Origin of the sequence: Psychromonas aquimarina ATCC BAA-1526 (assembly GCF_000428725.1) — a bacterium.
In the GTDB taxonomy this organism is placed as follows: domain Bacteria; phylum Pseudomonadota; class Gammaproteobacteria; order Enterobacterales; family Psychromonadaceae; genus Psychromonas; species Psychromonas aquimarina.
In genome coordinates, this window is sequence record NZ_KE386791.1 from 1 (window position 1) to 20,897 (window position 20,897).

15 protein-coding genes and 1 pseudogene are annotated in these 20,897 nt (G+C 43.1%); 12 read left to right on the forward strand and 4 right to left on the reverse strand.

The genetic code is table 11. The annotated features are described in order from the left end of the window. Positions 1 to 365, forward strand: a pseudogene (locus G337_RS26880) (IS4 family transposase); the annotation flags it as partial. Between the two features lie 57 nt (positions 366 to 422). Here G337_RS26880 and G337_RS0119480 read toward each other — a convergent pair. Beyond that, a complete protein-coding gene (locus tag G337_RS0119480) occupies positions 423 to 722 on the reverse strand; it encodes a hypothetical protein (RefSeq protein ID WP_028865321.1) in 300 nt (99 codons plus the stop codon). A gap of 639 nt (positions 723 to 1,361) precedes the next feature. On the opposite strand from G337_RS0119480, the gene G337_RS0119485 reads away from it, so the two are divergent. Beyond that, entirely contained in the window at positions 1,362 to 2,468 is a 1,107-nt protein-coding gene (locus G337_RS0119485; RefSeq protein WP_028865322.1) for a DUF3103 family protein, read from the forward strand. A gap of 58 nt (positions 2,469 to 2,526) precedes the next feature. On the opposite strand, the gene G337_RS0119490 is transcribed toward G337_RS0119485, so the two are convergent. Beyond that, positions 2,527 to 3,870, reverse strand: a complete 1,344-nt coding sequence (locus tag G337_RS0119490; protein WP_028865323.1) for an MATE family efflux transporter — start codon at positions 3,868 to 3,870, stop codon at positions 2,527 to 2,529. Positions 3,871 to 4,131: 261 nt separating this feature from the next. Here G337_RS0119490 and G337_RS0119495 point away from each other — a divergent pair, with 261 nt between their 5' ends. From G337_RS0119495 to G337_RS0119525, 5 genes are all read left to right on the forward strand, one after another. Then, entirely contained in the window at positions 4,132 to 6,819 is a 2,688-nt protein-coding gene (locus G337_RS0119495) for a bifunctional acetate--CoA ligase family protein/GNAT family N-acetyltransferase (RefSeq protein ID WP_028865324.1), read from the forward strand. 352 nt (positions 6,820 to 7,171) lie between these two features. Beyond that, positions 7,172 to 9,814, forward strand: a complete 2,643-nt coding sequence (gene pepN, locus G337_RS0119505) for an aminopeptidase N (protein WP_028865325.1) — start codon at positions 7,172 to 7,174, stop codon at positions 9,812 to 9,814. A gap of 495 nt (positions 9,815 to 10,309) precedes the next feature. Next, on the forward strand, positions 10,310 to 11,716 hold the full coding sequence (locus G337_RS0119510) for an SLC13 family permease (protein ID WP_211235829.1): 1,407 nt from the start codon (positions 10,310 to 10,312) through the stop codon (positions 11,714 to 11,716). Positions 11,717 to 11,764: 48 nt separating this feature from the next. Next, positions 11,765 to 12,238, forward strand: coding sequence for a response regulator (locus G337_RS0119515; protein ID WP_028865327.1), 474 nt, complete (start codon positions 11,765 to 11,767; stop codon positions 12,236 to 12,238). Between the two features lie 93 nt (positions 12,239 to 12,331). Beyond that, positions 12,332 to 13,753, forward strand: a complete 1,422-nt coding sequence (locus tag G337_RS0119525; protein WP_037028219.1) for an SLC13 family permease — start codon at positions 12,332 to 12,334, stop codon at positions 13,751 to 13,753. A gap of 141 nt (positions 13,754 to 13,894) precedes the next feature. Here G337_RS0119525 and cysZ read toward each other — a convergent pair whose 3' ends face one another. Further along, entirely contained in the window at positions 13,895 to 14,671 is a 777-nt protein-coding gene (cysZ, locus tag G337_RS0119530; RefSeq protein WP_028865329.1) for a sulfate transporter CysZ, read from the reverse strand. A 201-nt stretch (positions 14,672 to 14,872) separates the two neighbouring features. Here cysZ and zipA point away from each other — a divergent pair, with 201 nt between their 5' ends. The 4 genes from zipA to G337_RS0119555 all read left to right on the forward strand — a co-directional run bounded on the left by zipA (position 14,873) and on the right by G337_RS0119555 (position 19,087). Next, complete coding sequence (gene zipA / locus G337_RS27950) at positions 14,873 to 15,805, forward strand: cell division protein ZipA (protein WP_028865330.1); 933 nt, start codon at positions 14,873 to 14,875, stop codon at positions 15,803 to 15,805. 88 nt (positions 15,806 to 15,893) lie between these two features. Continuing rightward, positions 15,894 to 17,897 carry an NAD-dependent DNA ligase LigA gene (ligA, locus tag G337_RS26890; protein ID WP_037028221.1) on the forward strand — a complete coding sequence of 668 codons (2,004 nt, stop codon included), beginning with the start codon at positions 15,894 to 15,896 and terminating at the stop codon, positions 17,895 to 17,897. 83 nt (positions 17,898 to 17,980) lie between these two features. Further along, positions 17,981 to 18,241: a DUF5062 family protein gene (locus G337_RS0119550; protein WP_028865331.1), complete on the forward strand. Its 261-nt coding sequence runs from the start codon at positions 17,981 to 17,983 to the stop codon at positions 18,239 to 18,241. A gap of 81 nt (positions 18,242 to 18,322) precedes the next feature. Beyond that, positions 18,323 to 19,087 carry a DUF4344 domain-containing metallopeptidase gene (locus G337_RS0119555; protein WP_028865332.1) on the forward strand — a complete coding sequence of 255 codons (765 nt, stop codon included), beginning with the start codon at positions 18,323 to 18,325 and terminating at the stop codon, positions 19,085 to 19,087. Here the strand turns inward: G337_RS0119555 and G337_RS0119560 are convergent. Next, positions 19,064 to 20,272, reverse strand: a complete 1,209-nt coding sequence (locus G337_RS0119560) for a benzoate/H(+) symporter BenE family transporter (protein ID WP_028865333.1) — start codon at positions 20,270 to 20,272, stop codon at positions 19,064 to 19,066. The two genes, G337_RS0119555 and G337_RS0119560, sit on opposite strands and share 24 nt — an antisense overlap. Positions 20,273 to 20,350: 78 nt before the next feature. Here G337_RS0119560 and G337_RS0119565 point away from each other — a divergent pair, with 78 nt between their 5' ends. Further along, entirely contained in the window at positions 20,351 to 20,890 is a 540-nt protein-coding gene (locus G337_RS0119565; RefSeq protein WP_028865334.1) for a helix-turn-helix domain-containing protein, read from the forward strand. Positions 20,891 to 20,897: the final 7 nt, after the last annotated feature.

Here is a 20,897-nt window from a genome sequence, read left to right on the forward strand (position 1 = left end):
ATATAGAAAGCTTAAGGCTGCAAAGTAAAGATAATATGGAAAGACTGGTTACTATCAATGGGTTTATTGCAACGAGATTACTTCAGCTTAAGTTTGCCAATGAACAAGCTGACAGTACAAGTTGCGAGCAAATATTATCAACAAAGGCATGGAAATTACTTTGGTTAAAAAGGGTAAAGACTAAGCTTCCAGATACCGTTCCCAATATGAGGTGGGCTTATAGTGAATTAGCAAAGCTGGGCGGTTGGAAAGATACAAAGCGAACGGGGCGCGCATCTGTCAAGGTGCTATGGCAAGGATGGTTTAAATTACAAACCATCCTTGAAGGTTATGAGCTAGCGAAGTCTCTTGAATCTGACTTGTGATCAAGAGACAGCTGAACAGCTCCTTTATTAAATGCAGCGGAGATATTAAGGCGCTGCTTACTTATCTTTGTCCATCTCTTGGACAAGGTATTCCTCGACAGATTTCAACAGAACAATATCGGCTTCTTTTAAGGTGTTGAACATCAGCCAAAGGTAGGGGTCTTTGTCGTACCAGCGTCGGCGGTACAGTGAAAGGGGGAAATCAAATGTTTTTTCATAACAAAGCAGGCTCGGATCATGTTCTTTGACCAGATCCATCACACCCTTTAAAAGTGGATCCATGACTTTTTGATCCATTTCATTAAATGCATCCAGCCTTTTTCCCAGTACTTCATATTTGTCATACCATCGATTCATTATATCCTCTCTGATTCAGCTTGTTACTTAGTTCTGTTTTCATCCTTGAGGTTTAAATCTTGTTAATTGCGATAATAGTGTAAAGCTGCTGATAATTATAGCGCTATAAATAAAATAGACATATAAAATATGTATCTAATACTTATTTGCAACCCTATGATTTAAGGGACTTTATACTTAACTTCAGTTTCAAATACTAAAACAATCAAATTAAATACACTCTAATTGACCATAACGTGATGATTTTAAATGTTAAAACAGCAATTATTCTGTTCCTAGAATGATAACATTTATAGTTATTTTAATTACATTCACAGTTGTTTAATAACAGTGATTTATCCTGCCTGTCCTTTTGCGTTTATACGTAACTTATATGCTTTATATTTCAATACGTTGTAAGCGTATGTTGATGATTACGCAATGTAAAAAATGCGATCAGCATCTATATGGATATTCAAATAATTATCAAAATATGATCAGCTCGGCATTCTTTTTTCGATTAATGCTGATAATCGCCTAGGTTATCATCAGATTCGATGATTAATATTAAAGAGTGCTGTAAATCTATGTTGTACCTGTGTTTTCATAGGTTTAGCTTCTCTTGATATTTTATAAAAATTAAAAATAAGGATATCTACAATGAGACTTAATAAGGTGATGTCGGCCCTGGCTTTGAGCGGCTTAATGTTTTTTTCTGTAACTGCTAATGCGGCAGATGCAGATCGAGAACTTGCCCGTTCACTGGCGTTAAAAGCCGAACAACTATTACCTAAGCTGGCTAATGAGAATTACCAGTCTTCATTACACAATCTGCTTAAACAGCGACGCAGCCGCCGCTCTGTCAGTGCAGTTCAGACACTGGCTAATGAGGCAGATCAAAGAACAGTAAGTCGTTTGGGTCTAGAGGGCCGTACTGATGATTTGATGCAGATGCGTCTGGCTACTCCGGATATGATCGATCGTGTTAAAGCGGGGGAAGAGGTGTTAATTGCTTATGTCCCGTCTGGAAATGAACGTGAGTGGTCGGCGGTTGAAGCTTTCGACAGTGCGGGTAACGCTGTTTACCTGGATGTTTATGAAGAGCCGGACGTACCGGTTCTGGTGGTTGAAGCAAATGCCCAGAAAGCGCATACCGCAGGAATCGCTTTGGTTAATGAAGCTCTGCAGGACGCTGGCCTGCAGGCTCCTAGAAGTGCGCGAATGACTGCTATGAGCAGTGAGCCGCAAACATTGAAAACATCTGTTTTGAAAAAAATCAGGCTTAATGATGATGCAGAGCCCTGGCTGCTTGGTAAAGCGGAAAGTTATGCCATTGTTGCCGGTGTTAGTCCCAGCCGTGATAAACCGGTAGTTGATATTGTTGATATGCCTTATCTTGATTATTCCGAGCAGACCTACTCTCCTAATCAGACCTGGATTTACTGGGACCGTTATCGCTGGGGCGCCGTTGATGTCGTACTGATGGAGCAGGACAGCAACTATAACTATCAGGAGCTGGCGACTTTGCTGATTGAAGTATTGGAGAAAGGGCTGATTGCAGGCGGCTACCCTGAAGCAGCACCGTTTCTGGAACTTGCCAGTAAGATTGTCAAAGCATTACCGGCGTCGTGGATGACTAACGACGATGATTATGTTGAGTCTTTTTATACTCTTGAGCAGGATCAGTCCTATCAGGATTACCCGGGTGCGTCCGGTAACGCGGTGATCACTCTAGAGCCGAAAGAGATAAATCTAAGTCATAACTAGAACGCTGTATAAACAAAGGCCGCTGTTATTGTAAATACAGCGGCCTTTAGTTTTAAATTTAAGCGCTTAGTTTCTGCTGCACAGTATGCAGGCGCTGTCCTAATAAAACCGCCGCAACAGTTAAGCCTACTGTGATACCGATCCAGAATCCTTTTGCACCTAGAGGGTCAACTACCAGATCTGTCATGCTCAGCAGATAACCTAAGGGTAAACCAACTACCCAGTAGGCGATAAATGTACGGGTAAATATCGACATCATCTCTTTATAGCCGCGTAATGCGCCGGCAGCAACAACCTGGATTGAATCAACACACTGATACATTGCTGAGAACAGCATTAAAGTGACCGCTAAAGTGATAACTTCCGGATTGCTTGTATAAAGCTGAGCGATATCTTCTTTAAAGATAACGGTTGATATAGCCGTTATTATTGATAATCCTAGGCCTGCGCTGAAACCGGCATAACTTGCATTTTTTGCACCTTCTGTATTATGCGAGCCTAAATTAAAACCTACGCGGATACTAACGGCATTAGCCACACTCATAGGCAGCATAAATACCATGCTTGAGAAGTTCATCGCTATCTGATGGGCCGCCACAATCATAGATCCTAACGGTGCAATTAACATGGCAATACCCGCGAAGATAGTGACCTCAAAAAACAGGGCGATGGCAACAGGCAGCCCGAGTTTAAAGATCGACCATATTTGTGTGTAGTCTGGTCTGCTGAAAGATTTGAATAACTGATAGTGCTGCAGTTTTTTAGCATATAAAACGTAAATCAGCAGTGCCAGCAGCATTACCCAGTATACTATGGTGGTTGCAACACCACACCCGGCACCGCCCAGCGCAGGCATACCGAATTTACCGTAGACAAAAATCCAGTTAAGCGGAATATTAGTGAACAGGCCGATAAAACCGATCACCATAGCCGGTTTGGTCAGTGATAAACCCTCTACATAGTTACGCAGCGCCTGGAATAATAAAAATGCGGGAACTGCCGCCAGTACGGCATATAAATACTGTGTGGTGATCTCTTTTAATGCCGGCTCGATATCCATATAGTTAACAATGGCGCTGGCATTATATAAAACCACCATAATCGGCAGTGACAGCATTAGCGCCAGATAAATGCCTTGTTGTCCGGTCTGCGGGATCAGGCTGGTCTGCTGCGCGCCGTGTGCCTGCGCTGTAAGCGGTATTAATGCCATTAATATACCGACGCCGAATAAAATGCAGGGCAGCCAGATACTGGCTGCAATGGAAACAGCCGCCATATCGTTGGCACTGACACCACCGGCCATGACGGTATCAACAAAACCCATTGCTGTCTGCGCAAACTGTGCAAAAAAGATGGGAATAGATAATTTGAGAATTTTGCTGATTTCTTGTGAGTAGGTCACGAAAACTCCGAATGAATAGTTCAAATAGGTATACCCGGATTAAGCTTTGAATCTGCTTGTTCAGGTGGTTGGGGTATAAAGGCGAAGTGTATGCCTAACCCTCTGCTGCGGCAATTAAATTTATGCTGATCAGAGCAATTTAATAATTCGATGATAGGCATCTTATTTTAGTTAAAAAGTTCGGTCAACAATACAGCTAACAAGTACACTGAATAAGCGTCTTCGTGACTACCCAGGTTATTAAATAATAGGTCCCTTATTATGAGCTTACAGATGTTGAAACATTTCTTTAACCCCAGATCAATTGCTGTTATCGGTGCATCTGTTAATCCGCATCGCGCCGGTTATCTGGTGATGAATAATTTACTGGCAGAAGGTTTTAACGGTCCTATTATGCCGGTGACGCCTAAATATGTTTCGGTTCACGGGGTCTTAGCTTATAAAAGTATCGAACAGCTTCCGATAACACCGGAACTTGCTGTGATCTGTACTAATGAATTTCGTATTCCGGAAATTCTGCATGCGTTAGGTCAAAAAGGCTGCACAGCTGCTGTTGTGGTGACCACTGAAAATGAACAGAAAACAGCTGCTGAAATATACGCGCTGGCAAGGAAGTATAAAATTCGTCTGCTGGGTATGAGCAGCTTAGGTATTATTAATCCGCATACGAACTTAAATGCCAGCCTTGCTCACTGCGGCGCTTTAAAAGGTAATATAGCATTTGTCTCCCAGTCTGCTGCTGTATGCACAACAGTGCTGGACTGGGCAAACAGTAAACAGATCGGATTTTCAGCTTTTGTTTCTCTAGGCAATGCGCAGGATATCAGTTTTGCTGAGTTATTAGACTATCTGGCGCGGGATACAAAGACTAAATCGATTTTGTTATATGTCGACAGCATTGCAGATGCACGTGATTTTTTATCGGCCGCCCGTGCTGTTTCACAGCATAAATCGGTATTAGTGATTAAATCGGGCAGTTCTTTAATAGGAGCCAAAGCCGCTGCTTTACACAGTAACGGCCGATTTGGTCATGACAGCGTTTATGATGCAGCTATTAAACGTGCCGGTATGCTGCGGGTGCATGATCTGCATGAGCTTTTTGCCGCTGTTGAAACGCTTGCTTATTCTAGCCATCTGCACGGCGAACGTTTAGCGGTTATTACTAACGGCGGCGGTTTGGGGATTTTAGCGGTGGATAATCTGGCGGCAATGGGCGGCCGTCTTGCTGAGCTTGATATAGAGCTATTGGCTAAACTAGACAGCTGTCTGCCGAGTAACTGGTCGCATAATAATCCTGTCGATATGATCGGAGATGCAGATCCTAAGCGCTATGCCGCGGCGTTAACTCATCTGATGGACAGTGACCAGCTTGATGCAGTTTTAATTATGCATTCACCTTCGGCATTATCGGACAGCGAAAACAGCGCGCGGGCGATTATTGATGTGATCAGTAAACATCCTAGGCGTAAGCAGATTAATATTTTAACCAACTGGACGGGAGAAGCGGCTGCTAAACCTGCCCGCGCTTTATTTGCCCAGGCAAAAATTCCGACATTCAGAACCCCGAAAGGCGCTGTAACCGCTTTTATGCATCTGGTGCAGTACCGTCGTAACAAAAAACTGCTGATGGAAACCCCCGCCAGTATTCCGGATCATCTTGTTTATGATATTAAAGCAGCGGCAGAGTGCATTAGCCAAAATGTTAATCCGCAGTCTCTGTCCGCCCGCCTTAACACCTATCAGGCCAAACCGATATTAGAAGCCTATCATCTTAATACTATTGAAACCGTGGTGGTAAACAGCAGCGAAGAGGCACTGCAGAAAGCGGCTGTGATTGGTTTTCCATTAGCGGTGAAAATAAATTCTCCGGATATTGAATATAAATCGCAGGTTCATGGTGTGATGCTTAATATTAACAGCCGGGAGGCATTGAAACTGGCTTTAACTGAAATTAAGCAGCGGGTTGCCGCTTTTTTACCGCAGGCGCGCTTAAGCGGTTTTACTCTGCAGAAGATGCTTGCCGGCGGCTTAGGTTTAGAGCTGAGAGTGATGATTAAACAGGATCCGATTTTCGGCCCGGTGATTGCTGTTTCTCAGGAGAGTGATGCCCGCGATTTACACACAACCCTGGAAAATGCGGTTGTTGCGCTGCCGCCGTTAAATCTGGCCCTGGCGCGTTATCTGATGATTCAGGGTATTGCCGATAAAAAAATTCAGATCAAGCGCGGCATTCAGGAGTTTAATATGGATGCCGTGTGTTTAATGCTGACCAAGATTTCGCAGATGTTAATGGACAACCCTGAAATCAAAGATCTGGATTTAAACCCGGTGCTGGTGTGCGCCGATAAGGTCACTATTTTAGACGGCCAAATGCAGCTGTCGCTTGCCGCTGAAGGTTACCTTAATCAGTTTGCTATCAGTCCGTATCCGAAACATCTGGAAGAGAATACTAAATTAAAAAATGGTCAGACCGTTCTTATCCGTCCAATTACCCCAGAGGATGAAGGACGCCACCAGGTATTTGACGCCGCATTAACAGAAGAAGATCGTTATAAACGTTATTTCTCGCAGCGCGGTAAAATGACCCATGAAGAGATGGCGATTTTAACCCAGATTGATTATGAGCGGGAAATGGCATTTATTGCGGTTCGTCTGGATAAGCATAAAAACCAGGAAACCTTAGCGGTGATCCGCGCTTCAATTGATCCGGATAATCGTGAAGCGGAGTTTGCCATGATTGTGCGCTCTGATCTGCAGGGCTTAGGGCTGGGTAATATCCTGTTAAATAAACTGATTAACTACCAGAAAACTAAAGGTACAACTTATTTAACCGGCATGACAATGCTCTCCAATGTCGGCATGGCGACTCTGGCTAAAAAACTCGGTTTTTCTGTTGAGCGGGATATTGAAGAGGGGGTGATTAATATGTCCTTAGCACTGCAGAGTTGAGCATAATATAAGGTATTTATAACAGTACGCAGAGGAAACATGCCCGGATGAGCTGATTATTTAATAAATACTGTTATTAAGGGCTTAGCAATCGGCAGCGCTTCTTGTATATTAGAGAGCTTGTTTCTGCTGAATAAAAAAGTATTTTGATTAAGGCGAGAAGAAAAAGGGCAGTTGTTTAAAATAATGATAAAGCGCAGCTTGTCCAGAAGGTCGGACTATTTTTATGCCGCTGCGTTATCAGTTTATACTAGTGAATCACAGCACCGTAAAACAGCTGCCGGCAGAAGCAAACAGTAAAGGGCTGGTCCCGAATAAATTCCAATTTACAGCATAATAAGAGTGTATAAAAATGAGCCAAGTTGCCTCTATCGAAGAAGTTACACAGAAAAACCCGCAGGAAAAGCACCTTTGTGATTATCGTGCTTGTGATTTCGCTGTCAGTACATTAGATCTTGAATTTGATCTGTTTGATGAATGTACGCAGGTTAAAGCTGTTAGTCATATCAGCCGCAGTAATAAAAGCGCCGCACCGCTGTTTTTATTCGGCGAGCAGCTGAAGTTAGTTTCAATTTTAGTAAATGACAAGTCCTATGCTGATTTTGAATTAGTTTCAGGCGGACTGCAGATTAATCAGCTGCCCGATGAGTTTAAATTAGAAATTAATACTGAAATTAATCCGGCAGCCAATAAAGCCTTTGAAGGTTTATATAAATCGGGTGAAGCATTCTGTACCCAGTGTGAAGCGGAAGGTTTCCGTCGTATTACCTATTATTTAGACCGTCCCGATGTGATGGCTAAATTCACCACCAAAATAACAGCAGATAAAAACCTTTATCCGTCACTGCTGTCCAACGGTAACCGTATTGATCAGGGCGATTTAGATAACGGCCGCCACTGGGTGAGCTGGGGCGATCCCTTCCCTAAACCGGCTTATCTGTTTGCTTTAGTGGCCGGTGAGTTTGACTGTTTAACTGACAGCTATACAACAAAGAGCGGCCGCTCCGTTGCTTTAGAACTGTTTGTTGATAAAGGCAATCTAGATAAAACCGCACATGCTATGCTGTCATTGAAAAAGTCCATGTTATGGGACGAGCAGCGCTTTAACCTTGAATATGATTTAGATATCTACATGATTGTGGCGGTTGATTTTTTCAATATGGGTGCCATGGAAAATAAAGGCCTGAACATTTTTAATTCAAAATTTGTTTTAGCCAACTCTCAAAGTGCAACAGACCAGGACTATTTAGGGATTGAAGCGGTTATCGGTCATGAGTATTTCCATAACTGGACCGGCAACCGCATTACCTGTCGTGACTGGTTCCAGTTAAGCTTAAAAGAAGGTTTAACGGTATTCCGCGATCAGGAGTTCAGTTCAGATCTGGGCAGCCGCAGTGTTAACCGTATCGCTAATGTTAAAATTATGCGTAACCATCAGTTTGCTGAAGACGGCGGGCCGATGGCGCACCCGATTCGTCCTGCATCAGTGATGGAGATGAATAACTTTTATACTGTCACTGTGTATAACAAAGGCTCGGAAGTGATCCGCATGATGCATACCCTGCTCGGCGAGACAAACTTCCAGAAGGGCATGAAGCTCTACGTTGAACGTTTTGACGGGCAGGCAGTGACCTGTGATGATTTTGTGGCCGCAATGACAGATGCCAGCGGTATTGATTTATCACTGTTTAAACGCTGGTACTCACAGTCGGGTACACCGCAGGTAAATGTGACCGATCATTATGACAGTGCATCGCAGACTTATCAGATAACCTTTAAACAGAAGAATCTGCCCACTGCGGATCAGCATATTAAACAGAGTTTACATATCCCTATTGATATTGAACTGCTTGATGAAAGCGGTACGGCACTGGATTTAGGTGATGGTAAAACTAACAGCGTACTTAGTCTGACCCATAAAGAGCAGACCTTTGTTTATAAAAATATTGCAGCCAAGCCGGTGCCGAGTCTTTTCCGCGGTTTTTCTGCCCCGGTTAAGTATCAGTATGCCTACAGCGATCAGCAGCTGCAGCATTTAATGGCTTTTGCCAGTGATGAGTTTTCATCATGGGATGCCGGACAGACTTTATTTAATAAATATCTGCTTAAAAATGTGCAGCGTCTGCAGGCAGAGCAGAGCTTAGCGCTGCCGGCAGTATTTACTGATGCTTTTAAAGCTGTTTTAGTTAATGACACTGTGGATCCGGCTTTAATCGCAGATATGTTCGATTTTATCAGTGAAAGCGGGGCAATGGAGTTATTTGAGCGAGTTGATATTGAAGCGCTGCATCAGGCGCGTGATTTTATGCTTAAGCATCTGGCCGCACAATTAAAAGATGAGTTTGTTGATGCTTATGATAAGCATCAGGTTTGTGGTGAATATCAGCCGGATAGCGCCGATATCGCTAAGCGTAAACTGGCAAATACGGCGCTGGCCTATATTAGTAAAGCAGATCCGCAGTTAGCAGATGATTTAGTGATTAAGCAGCTGAGTAACTGCAATAACATGACCGATCATCTCGGTGCTCTGTCAGCAGCCAACAGCGGGCAGCTTGACTGCCGCGAAAGTGTCATGGCAGACTTTGATGATAAGTGGTTTGAAAACGGACTGGTTATGGATAAATGGTTTAGTCTGCAGGCCAGTCTGCCGAATGCTCAGGTGCTGGATAATATCAAAGCGCTGTTTAGTCACCGCAGTTTTGATTTTAGTAACCCGAATCGATTACGCGCATTAGTCGGCTCCTTTGTACAGAATAATGCATATTATTTCCATGCGGCCGACGGCAGCGGTTATGAGTTTTTAACTGAGCAGCTGATTAAATTAAACAGTCAGAACCCGCAGGTGGCGGCACGTTTAATTACCCCGCTTATTCAGTTTAAACGCCTGGACTCACAGCGTGTTGAATTAATGAAAACCCAGTTGAATCGTTTGCTTAAACTAGATGATTTATCTCTGGATCTGTACGAAAAAGTATCTAAAGCGTTAGCGCAGTAATATTCGCAATAATTGCTGTGCAATTAGCGTGATCCACTTTGCCTTTCTGATAATTCAGAAAGGCTTTTTTTTATCTGCTTGATCTAATTCATATTATTTGTTGTGTGTAAGAGGAAAATCAACTTCAGGTTGATATACCCGTTATCATTCAAGATGCAAAAATCAGCAAGGCGTAAGGTGAACAGATTCTAGGCGTGAAGGTGAAGATCTAACGGGTTAAATCGAGACTTCACAACTAATTGTTAAATGCTTGCATTTAATCAATGTCGATAGAGGAATCACGAAGTGAATCGCTCGAAAGACAGCGACTATGATTGCCTTACGGTTTGCCCTGCGGGTCGCCAGCTCGAAAACCAATACTGCGTTGCAGCATTCGATAAGGGCTAGCCATTGTCATCATACTGCGCCTTGTATTGATGTCCGAGCTGGCGACTGATAAATGCATTTTGATTGGTAACGGGTATCGTCATTAAAATACCAACAATAAGAAGCCAGATGATGAAAAAATATTTAAAATATCTGTTACCTGTTCTCGTACCCTTTATAATTTTGTTATTACCCGCCAGTAGTTTTGGTATTGTCGGAATGACTTTAGTTGAGCAGCGGATTATTGCCATTTTTGTTATGGCCGCCCTGTGCTGGGTGCTAGAGCCGATTCCTATTTATGCTACTTCAGTGTTAATTATTGTTTTACAGCTGCTGTTAGTCTCCGATAAAGGTTTATGGTTTACCAAGGCCGCATCTCCACAGGAACTGGGCCATTTAATCAGTCATAAAGCCCTGATGGGCACCTTCGCTTCACCGATTATTATGCTTTTCCTGGGGGGGTTCTTTTTAGCTATGGCCGCGACTAAATACCGCTTAGATGTCAATCTGGCGCGTGTTTTACTCAAACCTTTCGGGCGAAATCCCAAGTTTGTTATGCTCGGCTTAATGATGATCACTGCTGTTTTCTCCATGTTTATGAGCAACACGGCAACCACAGCTATGATGCTGTCAATTTTAACGCCGGTTATTGCACTTTTCGGACGTAACGATTTAGGTAAAGTGGCCTTTGCCCTGTCAGTCCCGGTTGCCGCCAATATCGGCGGTATCGGTACCCCTATTGGTACTCCTCCTAACGCAGTTGCCCTGAAATATTTAGTGGATGAGAATAACATCAGCTTTGGTGAATGGATGTTGTTCGGCGTGCCGTTTGTGGTGGTGATGCTGTTTATTGCCTGGCTTTTACTGACTACTTTGTTCCCTGCTTCCATTAAAGAAATCAATCTTAATATCAAAGGACGCTTCTTAAAAACGCCGAAAGCTATTACTGTTTACGTCACTTTTGTGATCACCATTCTATTGTGGTTAATGGGCGGCCTGCACGGCATGAATTCTTATGTTGTTGCCTTGATTCCGGTTGCGGTCTTTTCTATGTTTAAAATCATAACTAAAGAGGATTTAAAGAAAATTTCATGGGATGTTTTATGGTTAGTCTCAGGTGGTATTGCGTTAGGTGTCGGCCTGGATAAATCAGGTCTGGCCGCTAATGCCATCGAAGCGATTCCATTTGCTGAACTTCATCCTCTGCTGTTAATTGCCGGGGCATCGACATTGTGCTTATTAATGGCGAATTTTATGTCACATACAGCAACAGCCAATTTACTGTTACCACTGGTTGCCGCGCTGGGGGCATCAATGCATTCATTATTACCCTACGGCGGGGAAGTGATGCTGATTCTGGCAGTTACATTTGCCGCGTCACTGGGTATGTCATTACCAATAAGTACACCGCCGAACGCACTTGCCTATGCTTCAGGGCATATTGAAACCAGGCAGATGGCAAAGGTAGGTGTTGTACTCGGCATTGTCGGACTGTTGATTACTTATGCAATGCTCTATGTACTTAACCAGCTGTAAATAACCAGCTGTAAACAATTATTCAAAATTTAATTTTAATGGGGACTTATGGATAAAATAAATATAATTTGTGTCGATGACGAACGCGAGGTACTGGAGTCTGTCAGCCGGGATCTCGCATACTTTGCCGACATGTTTAATATAGAAGAGTGTGAATCTGCTTTTGAATGTGAGGAGCTTCTGGAAGAGCTTGATGCGCAGCAGGAATATGTCGGGGTGATTATTTCCGATCACGTTATGCCTGAGAAGTCCGGGGTGGAGCTGCTGACGGAAGTCGCTTTAGATAACCGTTTTCTAGGAACGAAAAAACTGCTGCTAACCGGCCTTGCCACACAAGCCGATACTATTCGTGCAATTAATAATGCCAAGCTGGACAATTTTTTAGAAAAAGTATGGGATCCGCAGGAGCTGTTACAGACAGTGAAAGAGCTGCTGACTGAGTATATTGTCGAAAAAGGCTTAGAGTACGAAGACTACATAGAAAAACTGGATCCGCCGACCCTGTATCGTTTAATTAAATAATAGTGACCTGCCCGTTCTCAATAATACTGCCATAAGTAACCCTTAAGCCTTCCTGAGCACTCAGGAGGGTTTGCTTACGGCAAAGGAGTGCTAATGATAAAGCCATATTTAAAGTATATTTTGCCTGTTGTCCTGCCTTTGATTATTCTTCTGCTTCCATCTGATAGTTTCGGTATTGACGGATTAACGCTGGTAGAACAGCGTGTTATTGCCATTTTTGTTATGGCGGCTCTTTGCTGGGTACTTGAGCCGATTCCAATCTATGCCACGTCGGTATTAATTATTGTTTTTGAACTGCTGCTTATTTCTGATAACGGTTTATGGTTTGCCACCAACGGTCACCCGGAACTACAGGGACCGCTGATTAAACAGAGCACCATTATGGCAACCTTTGCTTCACCGATTATTATGCTTTTTTTAGGCGGCTTCTTTTTAGCTATGGCGGCCACTAAATACCGCTTAGATGTGAATTTAGCACGGGTATTATTACGTCCTTTTGGTAAAAGTCCTAAATATGTGATGCTCGGTATTATGATGATAACCGCGGTCTTTTCTATGTTTATGAGTAATACCGCAACTACGGCTATGATGCTGTCAATTTTAACCCCGGTAATTGCTCTGTTTGCCAAAGAAGATATTGGTAAAGTTGCATTTGCTTTATCGGTGCCGGTGGCCGCCAATATCGGCGGTATTGCAACTCCGATCGGTACGCCGCCGAATGCAGTCGCCTTGAAATATCTAGTGGATGAATACAGTGTCAGCTTTGCGCAGTGGATGGTAATAGGCGTACCTTTTGTTGTTGTGATGCTTCTGATTGCCTGGATATTATTAAACAAGCTGTTTCCGGCAAAAACTAAAAGCATCCATCTGGATATAGAAGGGCAGTTTTTAAAAACACCGAAAGCTTATTTAGTTTATGTCACCTTTGCATCAACTATTTTATTATGGTTATTAGGCGGGGCGCACGGCATGAGTGCTTATGTGGTAGCCATGCTGCCGGTGGCGATATTTTCCATGTTTAAAATTATTACCAAGGAAGATTTAAAGAATATTTCCTGGGATGTTTTATGGCTGGTTTCAGGCGGTATCGCACTGGGTGTCGCGCTGGATAAATCCGGACTGGCGGCTAATGCAGTTAATGCTATTCCCTTTGACAGCTTCCACCCATTAGTGCTGATTGTCGGCGCATCTATGATGTGTCTGGTGATGGCTAACTTTATGTCCAATACAGCAACTGCGAATCTGATCCTTCCTCTGGTGGCTGCATTAGGGGCATCGATGACTTCGTTAGTCCCCTTTGGCGGTCAGGTGGTGCTGATTCTTGCGGTCACTTTTTCTGCGTCATTAGGCATGTCTCTGCCGATCAGTACGCCGCCTAATGCTTTAGCTTATGCATCCGGCCATTTCAAAAATACGCAGATGCTTAAAGTGGGGGTAATTATCGGTGCTGTAGGTTTACTGGTGACCTTTGCTATGCTGTTTTTATTAAATAAACTCGGCGTGGTTGGTATTTAATTTTACTATAAAAAATGACTCCACTAGGAGCTGGTGGAGTCATTGAAACTTTTACTCTTGTGCTATCTGTTTCCCGCCGTTTAATAATTCCTGCTTATAAACATCTACCCAGAAAGCCGGGTTGTAGAGTAAGCGCAGCTGTTACGCTGTATGTTTCCCGCTGCTTAATAACTCCTGTTTATAAACATCTACCCAGAAAGCGGTCGCACCGCATACCGCCACCGGCATAATGACAAAGTTCACCACAGGTATAGTAGTGAAAAAACTAACCAGCATACCAAAGGTCAGGTTTTTACCTAAACGTCTGCTTAATGCGCTTTTCATGGTTTTAAAGGGTATTTTGTGATTATCGAAAGGGAAATCGGCATATTGAACAGCCATCATCCAGCCGGCAAATATAAACCAGATAAAAGGCGCAACCGTCTGGCCGAATACCGGAATAAAATACAAAGCAAAACAGAGCAGCATACGCGGTAAAAAGTAGCCGAGTTTCTGCATTTCACGTTTAAAAATGCGCGGCAGATCTTTCAACAGATCAGTAAAACCATCGTCATTAAGGCGCTCGTTAGTCAGTAAGTTTTCAGTTTTTTCAGCAAGCAGGCCGTTAAACGGCGCCGCAATAATATTAGCGGCGGTTGAAAAAATAAATGAAAATGCAAATAAAATGGAAATGACTAAAATAGGCCAGAAGAGATAAGACAGCCAGCTTAAAAAGTCCGGTAATGCGGCAATATAACCGTCTATCCAGTCCATAACTGATGTGAATAAAAACCAGAAGGCACCGGCAAAAATGAGGATATTAATTAACAGCGGGATTAAAACAAACAGCCGCAGTTTAGGATGACTCAGCAGTTTCATCCCTTTGAGCAGGTAGCCGATTCCGGAAAGCGGCTGCTTAACAAGCGTATTTGGTAACATAGGTAGCTCTTGTGAAATTATGAATGAAACGATTCTACGCTAATATATGTATAAAAATCTCGCGTTTGTATTAATGACTAACAATTTTATAAAAAAAAGCAGGCAATATATAGACGCTTTGCTTTATTCAAGGTAGTTTATTGGACATATCTCCGAGGATACGGGGCTCAATTTTCATTTTGTTAATCAAGAGAAAAAATAATGCAACATTTTCAACCTATCTTAATTGTTATCGGTTTACTGGCCATCGCAGCTGTTTTAATTCATGGATATCTTCTCAGTCGTAAAGAAAAAATGCAGGCGGTTGAAAATGCAGCTGAAACAGATATTTTTTCTGAGAAAACTACAACGCCGGAAACGCAGGACGGCATTATTGGTGATGTAAGAATTATCAGCGAAAAGCCGGACAGTGCTGAGCAGAGCATTGATTTCTCGGTGGCTTTAGATGATGACAAAGAGCCTCAGATCAATTTTTCGCGGCCTGCAGAGCAGGATGAAAAAGTTTCCTTTGATACACAAACAGTTGACAGCGCTGCGGACGAGCCAAGTACAGAAGTGCAGCATGAACTTGCTTTAGAAGTGGAGCAGGGAGAAATTCAGGCTTTCGATCAAAACAGTGAGAAGATAGAAACTCAGGTGCAGGCGGATGCTGCCGCCGAAGCTGCGGATGAAACGGTTGAGCATGCTGTTAAACCTCAGGAAGCGAAAAAAGGGCAGGTTCAAGAGCCGGATATCTTTATCTTTAATGTTGTTGCAAAAGGAGAAGCGCGTTTACGCGGTCATGAACTGCTGCAGTTTTTCTTAACGGCAGGGTTTCGTTTCGGTGAAATGTCTATTTTTCATCGTCACCTTCATTCCGACGGCACCGGGCCGGTTTTATTCAGCATTGCAAATATGATGGCGCCCGGTATCTTTGAACCTGAAGATATGGAGCAGTTTAACTCTGAAGGCGTATCGTTTTTCTTAACGGTACCGAATAATGATATTAATGTAAAAGAAGCATTTGATATGATGTTAACCGCGGTTGAGCAGATTGCTGAAGAGTTTGACTGTTTAGTTTTAAATGCAGAGCGTGAACCGTTAACCGAGCAGCAGTTCAGAAATTACCATGAGCGTTTATTACATTATATTTAACAGCAGTATGGTAAACTTAACTGAACATACAAAACCTCGTTAAACGAGGTTTTTTTATAATTAAAATTTTTAACCAGCTGGTACAAGCATGACAGTCAAAAATCAGATTAAAGAATTAAGCGCCTTATTAGAAGAATATAACTACCAGTATTATGTACTTGATCACCCAAGTGTGCCGGATAGCGAATATGATCGTATTTTCCAGGAATTACAAAAACTAGAGCAGGAAAATCCCGATCTGATTTCAGCTAACTCTCCAACGCAGAAAGTCGGCGGAGCAGCACTGAGCAAATTCGAACAGGTTACCCACCGGATGCCTATGCTCAGTCTGGATAACGTTTTTGAAGAGCAGACGTTAAACGACTTTATGCAGCGTGCCATGGATAAATCATCTCTTGCTGAAACCGCATTTTGTATCGAACCCAAACTTGACGGTTTAGCCGCCAGCATTATCTATGAAAACGGTCTGCTGGTGCAGGCTGCGACTCGCGGTGACGGTCAGACCGGTGAGAACGTAACGGAAAATGTTAAAACCATTGCTAATATTCCGCTTAAGCTGCGCGGTGAAAATATCCCGCCGTTATTAGAAGTGCGCGGTGAAGTGTTTATGCTTAAAGCCGGTTTTAATAAATTAAATGAAGGTCTGATTAAAGCCGGTGAAAAACCCTTTGTTAACCCGCGTAATGCCGCTGCCGGCAGTTTACGTCAGCTTGACTCAAAAGTGGCCGCCGCTCGCCCTTTAGCATTTTACTGTTATGCGGTTGGTGTCTTTGAAGGTGATTTAGCAGGCAGTCAGTTTGAGCGTATTCAGCAGCTCAAAGGCTGGGGACTGCCTGTTTCCGAAGAAGTAAAACGCGTTGCTGGTGAAAGTAACTGTCATGCGTATTATCAGGCCATTCAGGAAAAACGTCCCGGTTTAGCCTATGAGATTGACGGTGTTGTTTATAAAGTTGATGATATCAGCCTGCAGGAAAAATTAGGTTTTGTAGCACGGGCACCGCGCTGGGCGACCGCTTATAAATTTCCGGCAGAAGAGGCGGTTACCGAGGTTGAAAACGTCGAGTTTCAGGTAGGGCGTACCGGCGCTATTACGCCTGTTGCTAAACTAAAACCTGTTTTTGTCGGCGGCGTGACTGTGTCTAATGCAACCCTGCATAATAAAGATGAAATCGAACGTTTAGGTATATTGATCGGTGATCAGGTAGTAGTACGCCGCGCTGGGGATGTTATTCCGCAGGTTGCGCGCGTATTAGTCGATAAACGTGAAACGCAGATCACCCGGGAAATTGAATTTCCGGCTGTCTGTCCGGTTTGTGAAAGCACTGTTGAGCGTATCGAAGGGGAAGCCACGATACGCTGTGCGGGCGGTTTATACTGTGAAGCGCAGCGTAAAGAAGCTATTAAACATTTTGCATCACGTAAAGCTTTAGATATTGACGGTTTAGGTAATAAGCTGGTTGAACTGCTGGTGGACGAAAAAATGATCCAGGATCCGGCGCAGTTGTTCAGCTTAACTGCCGCGCAGATTTCATCTCTGCCGAGAATGGGTGAAGTTTCTGCGAAGAAGCTGGTTAACAGCCTGCAGGTCAGTAAAAAAACCACTCTGGCACGTTTCTTATATTCATTAGGTATTCGTGAAGTTGGTGAAGCGACTGCAAATAATTTAGCTAACCACTATAAAACCATCGAAGCGATTGAAAATGCCGGTGTTGAAGATCTGAAAAGTGTTTCCGATGTTGGTGAAATTGTTGCTAAGCATATCTATTACTTCTTCCGTCAGGAACATAATATAGAGGTGGTCAGCAGTCTGATTGACGCAGGTATTCACTGGCCGCTTATTGAAGATATTCAGGAGAGTGAATTAACTCTGTCGGGGAAGATATTTGTTATCACAGGTTCATTCAATAAAATGTCACGCAGTGATATTAAAACTGCGCTGCAGGCTTTAGGCGCAAAAGTTGCGGGCAGTGTGTCGAAAAAAACCACTACAGTTGTTGCCGGTGAAGCAGCCGGTTCGAAGCTGACTAAAGCACAGGATTTAGGGATCGAGATAATGGATGAAACTGCCGTACTGGCTTTATTGAACGCCTAAGTGCTTAAAAAATTAAGAGTTGATCACTGCATTTATTCTATAAATCAGTAGGATATTTATTATCTAAAAAAGCTGGGGAAGACATGAAAAAAATTAAAAATGAATCTCAATTATTACAGCATGCAACAAAATTAGGCGCAGCCTACGCACTGAAGCGCGGTTATGTCGGTATCGACGGTACGACATCAGCAAAAGATAAGCAGGAGTGTATTTACCGTTTGTTAGTGCAGGATAAGCTTGTTTCACCGTTAAGCAAGGAAGATGAAACAACGGCAAATATTCGTCATAAGTTAGTTCTCTGGATTATGAAGCACCTGCCGCCGGATCATTCTCTTCTGCAGTAATTAATGTCCGCATTATTTAGGTAATGCGGATTTTTTTTGGTTTATACTAATATTTCAACGTGATGTTTAAATGGAGTTATGATGTCTCGAATAAAACCGCTGATTACTTTTCTATGCAGTGCTTTTTTTATCAGCACAGCTTACGCTAAAGAGACTGCTGTGGTTGTTTATGAAGCTCCTGTTAATGCACTGGAAACAACTATACAAAAACAGCTGCAGGTCTCAGATACCGTTGAGTCTATGGCTGCCTTAAGCAATGATACATTTAAGTTGAGCAGGCCGCTGAATATTGTTTTTGGTGGAGAAGAGGGACCGTTGTTTGACCCTGAAACAAATGAAATTCTTATTCCATACCTGTTTATTGATGAGATTAGCAGTCGTTTTAAAGCGGTAAAATACGCTGAAACAGGTGTAAGTATTGAAGACGCGACCTCAGATGTGCTGATGCATACTCTTTTTCATGAACTTGCCCATGCGCTGATATCCATGTATGAGCTGCCGATTGTCGGCAAAGAGGAGGATGCTGCTGATTCATTAGCTGTACTGCTGCTGATAGAATATTTTGAGGACGGTGCAGAAATTGCGATCAGTGCTGCCGAGCTGTTTGATCTGGAAAGCATGGACAGCGAGATAATTGAAGAACAAGATTTATGGGATGAGCATAGTCTTGATGCACAGCGTTTTTATACTACCTTATGCCATGTTTACGGCAGTGATCCGCACAGCTATTCCGAGATGCCCAGGCAGCTTGGCTTCTCAGCAGAGCGTGCCGAGTTCTGTGTTGACGAGTACGCAAATATGGTAAACAGCTGGCTGATGTTATTAAAACCTTATCTTAAAAATTAAGCTTTTCAGGATGCCTGGAGAAGCACTTGTAGTACGCTGTATCAGCATTATCAAACAGCCCGCCAGCAAGCCCCATAATACTGAGTTTAATCCCCATAATGTCAGGTTTGAAGCAGTGACAAGAAAAGTAATTATTGATGCTTCACAGCGGCTGTCTGCGCTGCTGAGTGCCTGTAAAATACTTTGTTTGATCGTGCCGAATAAAGCAATACCGGCTAATGCATAAATTAAAGCATCGGGTAAACCTGCAAAGATAACCATTAAATAACCGGCGGATAATCCCATTATGATATAAAACAGACCCGCAGCGGCTGCTGCTCGATAACGCTGTCCGGGATCTTTATCTATATCTTCTGTCATACATACAGCCGCTGTGATAGCTGCTAAATTAAGAGCATAACCACCAAAGGGAGCTGTTAGTAAATTTGTTAAGCCGGTAACGGTGAGGATTGACGATACTGGTGCGGGATAGTTATGAGCTTTTAATACTGCAATACCGGGCAGGTTTTGTGCCGCCATAGTGACAATAAACAGCGGCAGTCCAATATTAAGCAGTACTTCAAAGCTGAACTCTGGCGAGGTATAACTAAAAGCCGCCGACTGCCAGTTAAGATCTGCGCTGCTGAGCCACTGCGCCTGCCACGCGAACAGAATGCTGATTATCAGTACCAGTATCATGGCAAATTTTGCAAACAGCTGTCTGGCTAATAAATAGGTGATAAACATAACAGCTACAAGCAGCGGCTGTGCGTTCATCTGGTTAAAAACGTCAATGCCAAAGTTAAGCAGAATACCCGCCAGTAATGCCGATGCAAGATGAAAGGGCAGTTTCGTAATTAATTTTTCAAACAAACCGCTGATGCCGCAGATAAAAATGAGTAAAGCTGAGCAGATAAATCCCGCCGCTGCCTGATTAAGGGTAAACCCTTGCCCAGTTGAGATAAGCAGGGCTGCCCCGGGAGTTGACCAGGCGATTAATAGTGGAATGCGGTAATAAAGCGATAAACCTATAGAAGTTACACCCATAGATAATCCCAGGGTTAATAACCAGCCGGCGGCCAGCGAAGCGTCACCGCCTAAAGTAAGTACTGTCTGATAGATTAAAGCAGCTGAGCTGGCAAAGCCGATCAGCACTGCGATAAATCCGGCTGCGATAGGGCTTAAGTAATAATTGACCAAAGACATAAATACTTCCATAATCTGTTTATTATGTGCGTTATTGCGCACAACTTAACATTGTATGTTATAACGCACAAGGTAAATATGAGTGAAAATCTAAACAATACTCTGGCAAAACAGCTGAAAAAAGCCCGTACGGTAAGGGGCTGGAGTCTTGATACAGCAAGTAAGTACTGCGCAGTTTCTAAAGCGATGCTCGGACAGATCGAACGCGGCGAGTCCAGCCCGACAGTGGCTAGGTTATGGAAAATAGCAACAGGTTTTGAATTACCTCTGTCCTATTTTTTCAGCAGTGATGAGCAGAAAAACGGTCTGCAGACAGAAAGTGGTATCGCTATCTCCACTCTGTTTGCTTTTGATCCTGTTACAAAAATGGAGGTTTTTTCATTAACCTTAGCGCCGGATCATGAGCAGATGTCAGAAGCACATAAAAACGGTGTAATTGAACATATTCTGGTGACTGAAGGAGAAATGGAGTATTTTCTGGATAATAAATGGCTGCCTTTGAGTTCAGGAGAGGTAGTGAAGTTTAAGGCAGATCAGGTGCATGGTTATCGAAATGTCAGTACTGAGGCTGCCGTATTTCATAATATAATCTGTTATCTTTCAGGGAGTGGAAGTTAAAGCGATT

Bases quoted from the DNA above. Each gene is read 5' to 3' on its own strand.
- G337_RS0119485 (WP_028865322.1), top strand. From the start codon at position 1,362: ATGAGACTTAATAAGGTGATGTCGGCCCTGGCTTTGAGCGGCTTAATG.
- G337_RS0119495 (WP_028865324.1), top strand. From the start codon at position 4,132: ATGAGCTTACAGATGTTGAAACATTTCTTTAACCCCAGATCAATTGCT.
- G337_RS0119565 (WP_028865334.1), top strand. From the start codon at position 20,351: ATGAGTGAAAATCTAAACAATACTCTGGCAAAACAGCTGAAAAAAGCC.
- zipA (WP_028865330.1), top strand. From the start codon at position 14,873: ATGCAACATTTTCAACCTATCTTAATTGTTATCGGTTTACTGGCCATC.
- G337_RS0119555 (WP_028865332.1), top strand. From the start codon at position 18,323: ATGTCTCGAATAAAACCGCTGATTACTTTTCTATGCAGTGCTTTTTTT.
- G337_RS0119560 (WP_028865333.1), bottom strand. From the start codon at position 20,272: ATGTCTTTGGTCAATTATTACTTAAGCCCTATCGCAGCCGGATTTATC.
- G337_RS0119550 (WP_028865331.1), top strand. From the start codon at position 17,981: ATGAAAAAAATTAAAAATGAATCTCAATTATTACAGCATGCAACAAAA.
- ligA (WP_037028221.1), top strand. From the start codon at position 15,894: ATGACAGTCAAAAATCAGATTAAAGAATTAAGCGCCTTATTAGAAGAA.
- G337_RS0119510 (WP_211235829.1), top strand. From the start codon at position 10,310: ATGATGAAAAAATATTTAAAATATCTGTTACCTGTTCTCGTACCCTTT.
- G337_RS0119515 (WP_028865327.1), top strand. From the start codon at position 11,765: ATGGATAAAATAAATATAATTTGTGTCGATGACGAACGCGAGGTACTG.
- G337_RS0119480 (WP_028865321.1), bottom strand. From the start codon at position 722: ATGAATCGATGGTATGACAAATATGAAGTACTGGGAAAAAGGCTGGAT.
- G337_RS0119525 (WP_037028219.1), top strand. From the start codon at position 12,332: ATGATAAAGCCATATTTAAAGTATATTTTGCCTGTTGTCCTGCCTTTG.
- pepN (WP_028865325.1), top strand. From the start codon at position 7,172: ATGAGCCAAGTTGCCTCTATCGAAGAAGTTACACAGAAAAACCCGCAG.
- cysZ (WP_028865329.1), bottom strand. From the start codon at position 14,671: ATGTTACCAAATACGCTTGTTAAGCAGCCGCTTTCCGGAATCGGCTAC.